Below are 12,367 nucleotides of genomic sequence, written 5' to 3' on the forward strand. Positions count from 1 at the left end.
CTACCCTCTCTTTCATTTTATAGCAAATGCGCTTCGCGCTTGTCAAAACTTTCCTTGGCAAGGTCAACCAAACGCTCGATTAGTTCTGGGTAGCTGATTCCCATATTGTCCCAAAGTAGTGGGTACATAGACCACTGGGTGAAACCTGGCATGGTATTGAGCTCGTTTAGGAAAATCTCTCCCTTGTCTGTATAGAAGAAATCGCAACGAGAGAGACCGAGCCCACCAATGGCACGGAAGGCAGTTTCTGCATTTTGACGCATGACAGCTACCACATCATCACTGATCTTAGCTGGGATATCCATGGTAATCTTGTTATCAATATACTTGGCATCGTAGTCATAAAAGGCTACATCCTTGACTACTTCCCCTGGAAGCGTGCTTTTGACATCGTAGTTACCCAGTAGGCCAACCTCGATTTCACGGGCATTTACCCCTTGTTCAACCAAGACACGGCTATCATATTGGAAGGCAAGTTTCAAGGCTTGACGAAGTTCCTCTTGATTTTCAGACTTAGAAATACCGACACTTGAACCCATGTTTGATGGTTTTGTGAAAACTGGATAAGTCAATTTTTCTTCAACTTCGGCAATTTTAACAGTCACATCATCACCTTCGACAATGGCCACATAAGGAACTTGGGCAATCCCGACAGATTCTAAGACACGCTTGGTCGTGATTTTATCCATGGCAAGACTAGATGACAAGATGTTACAACCGACGTAAGGCATTTTCAAAACTTCAAGGAATCCTTGAACAGAGCCATCCTCTCCCATCGGACCATGAAGAACTGGAAAGACCACCGCACCTTCTTCGTAGATAGCACTTGGAGCAACTTTCTTATCCCAATCGATTGTTTCATTGGTCATAAGACGATCCTCTTGACCTGGAGTATGGCTAAATTCTTGCGTTTTAATAAAATCACCCGACTGGCTGATGAAGAAAGTCTTGACTGTGAAACGGTCGTAGTTGACCGCACGCATCACACTCTCAGCTGAAAGAACAGAGACTTCACGCTCTGCACTACGTCCACCGTATAAAAGAATAATCGTTTGTTTCATATTATTTGTTCCAATTCTAATAGAATACTCGTTCTTTAGTATATCATATTTGCTTCTTTTTTGAAACTTGAACCTGATACTGGTCTTCAATAAATCTAAAAAGAGACCGATAAAACAACTGTCGGTCTCCTTAATTTTTGTCTAAATGAATTGAGTGTGTTAATTTGTCTAGACTTACAACTCTGTTCGATTTTCAATGGCTCGTAAGAGTGTGACTTCATCAGCATACTCAATATCCGCTCCGACAGCGAGGCCTCGTGCCAGACGAGTAACCTTGATGCCAGCCGGCTTGAGAAGACGAGAGAGATACATAGATGTCGCTTCCCCATCTGCTGTGGCATTGGTTGCTACGATTACCTCTGAAACCTCACTATCCATAAGACGAGTCATGAGGCTCTTGAGATTGATATCATCCGGACTAATACCATTCATGGGAGAAATGAGTCCATGCAAGACATGATAAAGTCCATGGTATTCTTGAATATTCTCCATAGTCGCCACATCGCGACTATCTTCGAGAACTAAAATCGTTGTCTGGTCACGAGTCGGATCGGTACAGATAGAGCAAGGATCATCATCAGTCAAGCGACCGCAGATGGAACAATAGGTCAGCTCTCTCTTAGCAGAAAGGAGATTTTTGGCAAACTCATTGACGTCGTCATCAGACATTCCAATAGTATAAAAGGCCAGACGTGTAGCCGTCTTAATCCCGATACCTGGTAACTTAGAGTAGCTGTCAATTAGCTTAGCAATAGGTGTTGGATAAAGCATATGTTCCTTTCTAATTCATTGGATGGTGTTGGTTATAGAGGTTGATAATATCGCGTGCAATGGAAGGTCCGACACCATTTGTAAGATTGGTGTTATGCGGGAAGACAACGGCAACAGCGATTTGAGGATTATCTGATGGGGCATAGGCCACGGCATTAGTATTGTTAGCTTTTTGACCGCCCTCAACATAACTTTCAGCAGTACCTGTTTTTCCACTAATGGATACCGCTGCGCCATTTGAAAAGGCACGACCGGTTGTCAAAGCACTACCACCATGTGACACTTGATAAAAGCCTTGTTGGAGGATGGAAACATCAGACTCAGAAATATTAATTTTATTCATTTCCTTGGTTTCAATAGATTGGATTAAGTTCCCTAAGCCACCTTGTTCGTTGTTTCCATAAATCCCCTCGACAATGTGGGGGGCAATCCGAACACCGTTGTTGGCAATAGTTCCAACGTACTGGGCTAATTGCATAGGGGTGTAGTTATCAAACTGGCCAAAGGCATTGGTAATGTAATTGGCAAAGTCATATTCCTTAGGGGTAAATCCTGTAGATTCATCCGGAAGATCAATACCCGTTGAAGCTCCAAGACCATATTCCGCAAATGTCGCACGTAATTTCCCCATAGCGGATTCCAAATTGCTTGTTCCAACAAACATATTAGGTTGATAAGTTTGGCCCATGATTCCCAAAGCCGTTTGAACCATATAGGTATTAGAAGAATACTCCAAGGCTTCCACAGCTGTAATCGGGAATGAACCGTAGGCTTGAGTATACCAAGAATTAATTGGAGCTGAACCTTGGAAGACAATCGGTTGGTCTGTCAAGGTCTGATTCCCTGATAAGACTCCATTCTCCCAACCAGAGCTGATGGTCGCCGCCTTGACAACAGAACCCGGGACAAAGACATTGGTTACTGTTCCCAAGGAATCAGGTGTTAAATCTCCCGTTTTCAAGTCATGTTTGAGTCCTGACATAGACAAAACTGCACCTGTTTTTGGGTTCAAAGCAACTGCATACACACCTTCAGAATATTTGGCTCCTCCATTTCCCAGTTCGGAATTGAAATAACTCTTAAGCAGATTGTCCACGCTATCTTGGAAGGCCAAATCAATAGTCAGTTTAATATTATTCCCTTTGGTACCATCTTCGATATTTTCGACACTTTCCATATTGCCATACTTGTCTAGATGGACTTCTTTCACCGAGCGTTTTCCTTGCAAGGTTTCTTCATATTGTTTTTCTAGATAAGAAGTCCCAACACGGTCGTTTAGAGAATAACCCTTTTTGATATAAGCATCTGCTTCTTCAGCTGGTAGACCAGCTTTTTCACTAGATACACTTCCTACTATAGACGAAAGAGAAGTCTCTAGAACTTTTCGATCCCACGAAGTTGAAATACTGATACCAGGTAAATTCTTAGAGGCCGAAGCAATCAAGGCAATCTGAGTATCTGTTAAGGAGTCTGTCGCAATGGTCCCTGTCGCAAAATTTCCAACTGCATTGAGTTGGCTAAAAAGATAAATTTCTTTCTTTTCGTCATCAGAGTAGGCCAATTGACTTGGATCGATACTTTCAACAGTATTATTGTAAAGTTCGGACTCAGATAATTGATTGCCATCAGAATCAAGTCGCTTCTCACGTGGTAAACTTTCCACTGCTTTCTTATAGACATCTTGATCTGCTAGATAATAGTCTACCAACTGTCGGTCAGTCAATGTTGGAGAAGAAACTCCCACATAGGCTAACAGCTTCTTAGCTGTTTCTTTTAAATCTGCAGCCGTCATTTTGTTGTTTCGAGTAAAGGAAACAACCTGTTTCACAGTATTTTCAACCAAAGGCTTGCCGCTGGCATCATAAATTTCGCCCCGGGCCGAGCTAGTGGTCACCTTTGTTTTACTAGCCGATGCTAATTTTGTCTCATAAAAATCCTTGTTCAAAACCTGCATATAAAGCAGGCGACCTATAATGGCCATAAAGAGCAAAATGACGATTGAAAACAATAAATTAAGCCGAATCGGAATCGAATGGCTGTTAAATTTTCTCATACAAATCAGTCTCATTTCTAACTTAAAGTCTTACTCTTAATTGTACCACAATTTGAGCAGAAAATTATGGAAAAGCAAGAAGCTTTTTTCGTTTTTACGGCAAGATACGTTTTTATTTATTCATCCCTATATTATATGTTATAATGAATGTAAAAGTTCAATAATCTAGCCTTTTTCCAATACGACTCATTTAAAGGAGCCTTCCCTATGGACAAACCAGATATCGCAACTGTCATTGATTCACATTTTGAAGAAATGACAGACCTAGAGCAAGAAATCGCTCGCTATTTTTTGCAAGCTGAAACGATTACAGATGATTTATCTTCCCAACAGGTTACTCAAAAATTACATATCTCCCAGGCTGCTCTGACCCGCTTTGCTAAAAAGTGTGGTTTTACAGGCTATAGAGAATTTATTTTCCAATACCAACACCAAGCAGAGAAACAAGACACCCATTCTCACAAACACAGTCCACTTACAAAACGAGTCCTCAGAAGTTATAGCAACATGCGGGAGCAAACACAGGACTTGATTGACGAAGTCCAACTAGAACGAATTGCCCAGTTAATCGAAGATGCTGAGCGTGTCTACTTCTTCGGAACAGGGAGTTCTGGCCTCGTAGCTCGTGAAATGAAATTACGCTTCATGCGTCTAGGTGTGGTCTGCGAGGCCTTGACTGACCAAGATGGTTTTGCTTGGACAACCAGTATTATGGATGAGAATTGTCTCGTACTCGGTTTCTCACTTTCTGGCTCAACCCCTTCTATTTTAGATAGTCTATTAGACGCTAAGGAGATGGGGGCAAAGACTGTACTTTTTACAAGTGTTCCCAATAAAGATAGTCAAGCCTATACAGAGACTGTTCTTGTAGCCACCCACAGCCAGTCTTCTTACATCCAACGTATATCCGCTCAACTTCCTATGCTCTTCTTTATCGATTTGATTTATGCCTACTTTTTGGAAATCAATCGTGAAAGCAAGGAAAAAATTTTTAACAGCTATTGGGAAAATAAAAAACTCAATGGCTATCGTAGACAAAAACGCATCAGAAAATCCTAGTTTGGCTGAGTCAAACTAGGATTTTTATTCATCACTAAACATACATCTTCTAGATTATGAATTAGTCATATCTTGACTTGGTCTTGAATAATTTCATGTAATCACTTTTTGAAGGGAGTAAATAAGCAAGTCTGACAGTATCCTCAACAATTGTATATAATACGATGTAATCCTTACTCAAGGTCAATCCTCGCGTTTGGTAACGAGGGTCTAATTTCTTACCAAATTTTTCATCAGCATCAAATCCAGCTTGGGGGAAAATTTCTAGCCGATTAATATCTTTTCTAATATTGGCTACTTTTCGTCTCGCAGCCTCTACAGAACCGATTTCCTCCGCTATATACTGATATATTTTATCCAGACTATTAATCACTCTAGGAGAATACAAAATCCTATATTTTTTATAATCCATAGCGTGTCACGACATCCTCATCTGTCAAGTAATTTCCAGCCTCAATCTTGGCATAACTTTCTTGAACTTCTGCTTGTAATTGTCTAAACAAATACTCCTTCTCTAATTCCTCTTCACTCAGTAAATCTACTTCATTTGTTACGGCAACATTCTTTAAAAATAATCTGAGTGCCGATGAAAGAGAGAGATTTTGTTCTTTTAACACTTCCATGGCATCATTTACCAATTCTCTATTAGCTTGGAAGGTTACAATTTTACTTGAATTCGCTATAGCCATTTTATATAATTCCTTTATATATTTTATTTATTATCTCACAATTATAAAGAAAGTCAAGGGAACTTGATTAGAAAATCCTAGTTTGGTTGAACCAAACTAGGATTGTTTTGTCTTGAAATGGTAATAAGCTCCCAACATACCTGCTGTATTTTGGTGATGGGCAAATTCTAATCGTGTTTTTTCAGCTAGGCTTGGCACCAAGGCATCTTTCAAAGCTTTTCGAATTTTAGGCTTGAGGATAGCCTCTTGCCCCATGATACCGCCACCGAGAATGACTACTTCTGGATTGGCAACGTAGCAAATATTTGCCAGACCTTTTCCTAGATAGTCTACCATGCGGTCAATGCCAGTCATACAGATCTTGTTTCCTTCAGTAGCCTCCTTGAAAATGCGTCGGCCATTCCACTGGTCAACTGGATTTCCATGAGCTGCTGCCACATATTCTACCAAGGCTGTTGTAGAAGCCAAGTCTTGGAAATCTCCATCCTGCATATGCATATAACCGACTTCACAGGCTGAATTGCTAAAACCATGGAAGACTTTCCCATCCATAATCAAGCAACCACCGATACCGGTTCCAATGGTTAAGCAAAGTGTCACACTCGCTCCCTTGCCTGAACCAGATACCGCCTCAGCCAAACCTGCACAGTTGACGTCATTTTCAATCTCGCAAGGGATTTCAAAGGTACTCTCAATTTCTTTTTTGAACTGGGTGCCTGCATAGTTAGGGATTTGAGGCCCAGCATAGAAAATTTCCCCCTTATCTGGATCCACCATCCCAGCAGAAGAAATAGCAACTCCTGCTACTGGGCCTTTTTCTAAATAGCTGGCTACGATATCTTTGGTCTTTTGTAAGATATGAGGTCCACCTTTATGCGCCTCTGTTGGCATTTCATGCGATTCAACAAGTTGGCCTTCTTGGTCGATCAAACCATATTTGATATTTGTTCCACCGATATCAATTGCAACGTAGTGTGTCATAAATACCTCCTTATGGATTAGAGGAAGCGCTCCTTGGTTTCACGAATCAAGGCTGCAGCTGCTTCTACAACTGGACGATCTTCTTCAGTCACTGGTGTCAATGGTGAACGAACAGAACCAATATTCAGTCCTTCATTGATCTTCAAGACTTCCTTAATCACACCATACATATTTCCATGTGCAGAAGTGAGTTTACCAATGATAGCGTTGATAGCGTATTGTAATTCACGCGCTGTTTCTAAGTCTTTATCAGCAATCAATTGGTTGAGTTTCAAGAAGAGTTCTGGCATCGCACCATATGTACCACCGATACCAGCTTTAGCTCCCATAAGACGACCACCTAAGAACTGTTCATCTGGACCGTTGAAGACGATATGGTCTTCGCCACCAAGGCTCACAAAGGTTTGGATATCTTGAACTGGCATAGAAGAGTTCTTAACACCGATAACACGTGGATTCTTCAACATTTCAGTGTAGAGACTTGGCGTCAAAGCAACACCAGCTAATTGAGGAATGTTATAAATCACGTAGTCTGTGTTTGGTGCTGCAGCACTAATGTCATTCCAGTATTTAGCAACTGAGTATTCTGGCAAGCGGAAATAAATCGGCGGAATCGTTGCAATAGCATCTACTCCTAAGCTTTCTGCGTGGCGAGCAAGTTCCATACTATCTTTAGTATTATTGCAAGCTACGTGAGCAATAATAGTCAACTTACCTTTGGCAACTGCCATGACTTCTTCTAAGATTAATTTACGGTCTTCAACGCTTTGGTAGATACATTCACCAGAAGAACCATTAACATAAAGACCTTGAACACCTTTATCAATGAAGTATTCCACCAAGGCACGCGTACGCTCTGGACTTACTTCTCCTTGATCATCATAACATGCGTAGAAAGCTGGAATGACACCTTCGTATTTTTTTAAATCTGACATAGATTTTCTCCTAACTTATTTCCGAAATGAGGGGAGAAAATAAATTTTTCATCCCCTTTAAATTATATTTATTTTACAATTTCTGACAATTTTACTTTACGATCTTCGAACATAGATTGGGTACAAGCATCTGCAGTAGCAATCGCTTCTAGAGCAGCTTCACCTGTCAACAATTTTGCAAATTCTTCTGATACTGGGGCTCCTTGCATAATCTCATGTAGATATCGCATTTCTTTGTCAATCACAGATGATAGCCATAATGGAGTACGTTTACCTGGTTTACCATAAGCAATTGCTCCGTCCATCTCTGTACTATGATAGATACGAGTACGATCATCATCTTCTTCTTGAGATTCGTGAATCAAGAAATAACTTTCTTGTCCATCTAGCTTAAGAGTTCCTTTACAGTTGAATAAATCTAAGCGGATAGCACCTTTTGTTCCTTGAATTAAGACATAATGTTCACCCCAACGATAAGCTGAACCCCATTCTAACAAGGCAAAACGCTTATTAGAAAATTCCATATTGACAAAAATCATATCATCTTCATCACCGAAATTTTCACCTTCATGGGCTACATTCCCACCTGTCATGGTTACAGTTTCAGGCATACCACCCATAAGAAATTGCACGCAATCCAATTCATGGATGTGGTGATACAAGTGACCACCTGATTTTTCACGGATTTTTTTCCATGATACTGATGGTTGTTGTTCTTCCCAACCATTACGAGCTGTGTGACAGTATAGAACGTCTCCAATGACTCCTTGATTAATTAGTTCTTTTGCATGATGAACACCATTAAAGAAGTTCATAATATGTCCTGCCATAAAGGTTACATTGTTTTCTTTACATGCATCTACCATCTCGCGACAATCTTGATAAGAAAGCGCAATTGGTTTTTCACAGAAAACATTTTTACCATGTTGTGCGGCCTTAATAACTGGTTCTTTATGAAGATTATTTGGAGTTGCGACAATAACACAATCTACTTCATCGCTAGAAACTAACTCATCTAAGGAGCTTGCTACTTTTGCTCCCAATTCTTCTGCAATTGCCTCTGCATTATCTGGATCATAGAGAAGAGTAATCTCTGCTCCATCATTCTTTTGCATATAACGAGCTAACTCAGCTCCAAAATATCCTGTTCCAACAACACCATATTTAACCATGTTTTTCTCCTTTATTATTGAATAAACTTTCTAATTTTAACTTATTTCACAGATCCTTCTGATAATCCACTTGCAATTTTATTTTGGATGATAGAGAAGAAAATGATTGATGGAAGAACTACAATAACAGATGCTGCCATCATATCTCCCCAGTCTAGGATTTCTGAACCATTAAGTGAACGAAGGGCTACTGCTACTGTCATCTTTCCTGTATTGTTAATCAAAATCAAAGCATACAGGAATTCATTCCAAGCATTGATAAATGTATAAATAGCTGTTGCTACAATACCTGGTGCTACAATCGGTAGCACAACTTTATAAAAAGTAACAAATTTATTTGCACCATCAATTCTAGCTGCTTCTTCAATTCCAATTGGAACTGTTTGGAAAAATCCAACTAAAAGCCAAACCGCATATGGAACACTAAAAGATAGATAAACCATCATCAAGCCAAATAAACTATTTGTTAATCCAACTTTAGCAATGGCTATTGAATAGGGAATTGCTAACAAAATTGGTGGAAAAATGTAGGTAATGACGAGTAGTCTTGACATGATTGCTCCCAATTTAGGGAAGAATCGAACAATACCATAGGCTGCCATAGCAGAAATAATAATTGCAATAACAGTTGTAGCTAAGGCAATGATTAAACTGTTTCGAATGTTATCAATAAAGTGCAAATCATTGATAACATGAGTGAAATAATCCAATGTAAATTGTTCAGGCCAAAATCGTGTTGGATACTGAGTTAATTCCCCTTTACCTTTGACAGAAGATATGATAATCCATACCAATGGGAAAATTGCAACGATGGTCGCACCAATCAAGAGTACATGTGAGAGAATATCTAAATAAATACCGGATTTCTTCTTCATTATTTTCTACCCTCCTTTTCCCACTTACTGATGATAGCAAAGTAGATAAAGCAAATTGCCACCAAGAAGATAAAGAGCAATACTGTAACTGCTGAAGCACGACCCAACAATTTAGTTCCCCAACCTAGGTTGTAGGCAAAAATTGGAAGCGTCGTTGTAGCATTGGCTGGTCCACCACCTGTAATTAGGTAGATAATGTCAAAGTTATTAAAGATCCATACAGTTCTCAAAACAACTAGAAGCCCTACAACCACTTTAATATGTGGAAAGACGATAAATTTGAAAACTTGCCAACTTGAAGCACCATCTATCTTAGCAGCCTCAAATTGTTCTTCGGGTACTGTTTGCAAAGCTGAAAGTACATTAACCATAATCATCGGCGCTCCAAACCAAATGTTGATAAACACCAAACATAGGAATGCCCATGTACTATCTGTCAAAAATGCAGGCGTATGTTCCATTAAACCTAATTTTACGATTAGATTAGGTAAGTAGCCATAAACCCCGTTTAGGATCCACTGCCAAGAAAAGGCAATAACGATGGTAGGAAATGCCCAAGGAACAATCAATAAGGTCCTATATAATTTCTTGAAGTGGCGTACTCTGTGAAGAGCTAAAGCCAATACAAACCCTACTAAAACTTGACCAACTAATGAGAAAACGGTCCACTTAATTGAATTAAAGAACGCATTAAAGAAGTTGGGATCTGATAGCACAGCTTTATAGTTAGCTAAACCAACAAATTTATAATTAGGCATAATCAAATGCTTATTGGTAAAGCTATAAAAAATACTCGAGAAAAACGGATAAACAAAGAGTAATCCTACGATAATCATAGCTGGCAAAACAAATATCCAGCGAGTTAAATTACGTTCTTTAACCATTCTCCTTCTCCCTTCTTTTACAAGATTGGGCTAGGGCTTTTCAGCTCACTAGCCCACCTATTTTCTAGTCTTTTACATCTACTGAGCAGCCTCAAATAAATCGTTTAGTTGTTTTTCTGCTTCTTTTGCTGCTTTCATAGGATCTGTTCCATTTGAAATGATATCTTGGAACATTTGTTCAATAATGTGTTGGTTAGTCAACATACCAGCTTGTACACTTGGTCCATTTTCATAACCAATAGCAGTACCTTTTTTAGCAGCTTCAGTAATTACTTCTTCAGCATGTTTAAATTTCTTACGAGTTTCATTTTCTTTATAGGCTGCAGAATCGCTAATTCCCTTAATAGTTGGCAACATACCTACTGGAGTTGAATCAAGGAATTTAATATAGTCTTCTTCATTGTAAAGTGATTCCAAGAATGCTTTAGCAACTTCTGGATGTTTTGAATTTTTCCAAACAACCATTGGAATGTTTGATGTTTCAATTCCTTGGTCTTTATCAGATTCTTTGATTTTTGGAATAGGATAAGCATCAATTGAATCAATCAGTTGAGGACTGTTGGCATTAATTCCTCCAATATGGAAGCCAGAGTTAAAGTCAAATGCTGTTTTTCCTTGATAGAACAAGGTAGCTTGTTGAAGGACATTAAAGTTCAAAGAATCTTGAGGTGAGATTTCTTTATACATTTTAACCCAGTATTTAATACCATCTTGAGCAAGTTGGCTTGTCAAATCTGCTTTAAGATCTTTTGTCAAGAGACTTCCACCACCACTTCGAACATAGAAGTTCAAGAAACGTGTTGCCATTAAGTCGTTTGTCCCAAATGGAACAGACAAGCCATAAACTCCAGCTTCTTTCAATTTTTTAGAAGCTTCATAGAGTTGATCCCAAGTTTTAGGAACCTCAATATTATGTTCTTTTAACAAATCTGTTCTAACCCACATAACTTGTGCATGGGAATAAAGAGGAACAGAGTAGTAATCATTTCCGATTTTTGCTTCATTTAAGGCAGTTTCGTTAAATTTATCCTGTCCAATACGCTTGATAGAATCATTTAGCGGAACCAAAGCATCTGAGTTTACCATTTCCATTACTTGGTTAGGAAGGGCTGTACTGATATCTGGCACATTTCCATTTGCTAAACCTGTAGTCCATTTAGTATAGAAGTCATTCCAAGAAAATGTTTCAATCTTGATTTTGGTTTTTGGATGCTTTTGCATAAAAGCATCTGCTGATTTTTGAATACTTTCCAAACGTGGTCCTTGAGTAAAGGAGTGCCACATTGTAATCTCACCAGATAATTCTGTCGGTGGTTCAGTGTCAGCTGTAGTTTCTTTCTTTCCTGAACAAGCTACCAAGGCAACGGCTGCTAGCGCAACTCCAGCTAGACATAAAAACTTTCTCATTTTTTTCATTGTTCTTCCCTTTCTACATTAAGAAATCGCAACTTTAAAGACAACTTTTTTAACAGGCTCATCATTTATACGAACCTTCGGTTGATGTAAATCTTCTGGAAAAGTGATGAGGCATTCACCAGCTCTCAAATGAACTAACTGTTCCACTTCTCCTGTGTATAATTCAATATCTTTTTCTTCATCATATTTTTGGGTAACGCTTACATTTTCTGGCGACGTAACAGCCATGGCTTCTTCGTTTTCCAACACTAAATGAATATCCAAATATTTTTGGTGAGTTTCAAAGAAGGCTCCTGCTTGACCGTCTGCTAGATAAGTAAAGCAATTACCAAATAATCGATCACCATCGATATCAATCGGCCCTTCTTTTAAATTTTCTAGTCCTGTTTTTTCTAGAAAATCTATTAATGTTGCAAAATGTGGATTTACTTTCACATAAGTTCCTAAACGACTGATTTTAGTAATAATCAT

13 protein-coding genes are annotated in these 12,367 nt (G+C 39.0%); 1 reads left to right on the forward strand and 12 read right to left on the reverse strand.

Annotation, left to right across the window (positions count from 1 at the left end):
• Nucleotides 1–17: 17 nt before the first annotated feature.
• The 3 genes from QM408_RS05800 to pbp2b form a co-directional block, all read right to left on the reverse strand.
• Nucleotides 18–1,061 (reverse strand): D-alanine--D-alanine ligase, encoded by a 1,044-nt coding sequence (locus tag QM408_RS05800; RefSeq protein WP_414373913.1) that lies wholly within the window; start codon nt 1,059–1,061, stop codon nt 18–20.
• Between the two features lie 174 nt (nt 1,062–1,235).
• A complete protein-coding gene (gene recR, locus QM408_RS05805; protein ID WP_000966756.1) occupies nt 1,236–1,832 on the reverse strand; it encodes a recombination mediator RecR in 597 nt (198 codons plus the stop codon).
• Between the two features lie 10 nt (nt 1,833–1,842).
• Nucleotides 1,843–3,900, reverse strand: coding sequence for a penicillin-binding protein PBP2B (pbp2b, locus tag QM408_RS05810; RefSeq protein WP_083306577.1), 2,058 nt, complete (start codon nt 3,898–3,900; stop codon nt 1,843–1,845).
• A gap of 192 nt (nt 3,901–4,092) precedes the next feature.
• On the opposite strand from pbp2b, the gene QM408_RS05815 reads away from it, so the two are divergent.
• Nucleotides 4,093–4,944, forward strand: coding sequence for a MurR/RpiR family transcriptional regulator (locus QM408_RS05815; protein WP_049502431.1), 852 nt, complete (start codon nt 4,093–4,095; stop codon nt 4,942–4,944).
• A gap of 61 nt (nt 4,945–5,005) precedes the next feature.
• On the opposite strand, the gene QM408_RS05820 is transcribed toward QM408_RS05815, so the two are convergent.
• The 9 genes from QM408_RS05820 to QM408_RS05860 form a co-directional block, all read right to left on the reverse strand.
• On the reverse strand, nt 5,006–5,356 hold the full coding sequence (locus QM408_RS05820; RefSeq protein ID WP_049516492.1) for a type II toxin-antitoxin system RelE/ParE family toxin: 351 nt from the start codon (nt 5,354–5,356) through the stop codon (nt 5,006–5,008).
• Entirely contained in the window at nt 5,346–5,633 is a 288-nt protein-coding gene (relB, locus tag QM408_RS05825; protein ID WP_000951987.1) for a type II toxin-antitoxin system RelB/ParD family antitoxin, read from the reverse strand. Before relB ends, QM408_RS05820 begins: the two co-directional genes overlap by 11 nt.
• Before the next feature lie 96 nt (nt 5,634–5,729).
• Nucleotides 5,730–6,614 (reverse strand): ROK family protein, encoded by an 885-nt coding sequence (locus tag QM408_RS05830; protein WP_414373916.1) that lies wholly within the window; start codon nt 6,612–6,614, stop codon nt 5,730–5,732.
• 17 nt (nt 6,615–6,631) lie between these two features.
• On the reverse strand, nt 6,632–7,549 hold the full coding sequence (locus QM408_RS05835; protein ID WP_084864623.1) for a dihydrodipicolinate synthase family protein: 918 nt from the start codon (nt 7,547–7,549) through the stop codon (nt 6,632–6,634).
• A 68-nt stretch (nt 7,550–7,617) separates the two neighbouring features.
• Nucleotides 7,618–8,721 carry a Gfo/Idh/MocA family protein gene (locus QM408_RS05840; RefSeq protein WP_000241736.1) on the reverse strand — a complete coding sequence of 368 codons (1,104 nt, stop codon included), beginning with the start codon at nt 8,719–8,721 and terminating at the stop codon, nt 7,618–7,620.
• 41 nt (nt 8,722–8,762) lie between these two features.
• Complete coding sequence (locus QM408_RS05845) at nt 8,763–9,596, reverse strand: carbohydrate ABC transporter permease (protein WP_000730332.1); 834 nt, start codon at nt 9,594–9,596, stop codon at nt 8,763–8,765.
• Nucleotides 9,596–10,480 (reverse strand): carbohydrate ABC transporter permease, encoded by an 885-nt coding sequence (locus QM408_RS05850; RefSeq protein WP_000237988.1) that lies wholly within the window; start codon nt 10,478–10,480, stop codon nt 9,596–9,598. Before QM408_RS05850 ends, QM408_RS05845 begins: the two co-directional genes overlap by 1 nt.
• Before the next feature lie 78 nt (nt 10,481–10,558).
• On the reverse strand, nt 10,559–11,896 hold the full coding sequence (locus tag QM408_RS05855) for an ABC transporter substrate-binding protein (RefSeq protein ID WP_414373918.1): 1,338 nt from the start codon (nt 11,894–11,896) through the stop codon (nt 10,559–10,561).
• An 18-nt stretch (nt 11,897–11,914) separates the two neighbouring features.
• The gene (locus QM408_RS05860; RefSeq protein WP_261028983.1) at nt 11,915–12,367 is read right to left on the reverse strand and encodes a YhcH/YjgK/YiaL family protein; all 453 of its coding nucleotides are present in this window, start codon (nt 12,365–12,367) and stop codon (nt 11,915–11,917) included.

Source organism: Streptococcus mitis (assembly GCF_047464965.1).
GTDB classification, from domain to species: Bacteria; Bacillota; Bacilli; order Lactobacillales; family Streptococcaceae; genus Streptococcus; species Streptococcus mitis_DU.

Coding starts and splice junctions, on each gene's coding strand:
- QM408_RS05860 (WP_261028983.1), bottom strand. CDS start 12,367: ATGATTATTACTAAAATCAGTCGTTTAGGAACTTATGTGAAAGTAAAT.
- QM408_RS05845 (WP_000730332.1), bottom strand. CDS start 9,596: ATGAAGAAGAAATCCGGTATTTATTTAGATATTCTCTCACATGTACTC.
- QM408_RS05820 (WP_049516492.1), bottom strand. CDS start 5,356: ATGGATTATAAAAAATATAGGATTTTGTATTCTCCTAGAGTGATTAAT.
- QM408_RS05855 (WP_414373918.1), bottom strand. CDS start 11,896: ATGAAAAAAATGAGAAAGTTTTTATGTCTAGCTGGAGTTGCGCTAGCA.
- QM408_RS05850 (WP_000237988.1), bottom strand. CDS start 10,480: ATGGTTAAAGAACGTAATTTAACTCGCTGGATATTTGTTTTGCCAGCT.
- pbp2b (WP_083306577.1), bottom strand. CDS start 3,900: ATGAGACTGATTTGTATGAGAAAATTTAACAGCCATTCGATTCCGATT.
- QM408_RS05830 (WP_414373916.1), bottom strand. CDS start 6,614: ATGACACACTACGTTGCAATTGATATCGGTGGAACAAATATCAAATAT.
- QM408_RS05835 (WP_084864623.1), bottom strand. CDS start 7,549: ATGTCAGATTTAAAAAAATACGAAGGTGTCATTCCAGCTTTCTACGCA.
- QM408_RS05800 (WP_414373913.1), bottom strand. CDS start 1,061: ATGAAACAAACGATTATTCTTTTATACGGTGGACGTAGTGCAGAGCGT.
- QM408_RS05840 (WP_000241736.1), bottom strand. CDS start 8,721: ATGGTTAAATATGGTGTTGTTGGAACAGGATATTTTGGAGCTGAGTTA.
- QM408_RS05815 (WP_049502431.1), top strand. CDS start 4,093: ATGGACAAACCAGATATCGCAACTGTCATTGATTCACATTTTGAAGAA.
- relB (WP_000951987.1), bottom strand. CDS start 5,633: ATGGCTATAGCGAATTCAAGTAAAATTGTAACCTTCCAAGCTAATAGA.
- recR (WP_000966756.1), bottom strand. CDS start 1,832: ATGCTTTATCCAACACCTATTGCTAAGCTAATTGACAGCTACTCTAAG.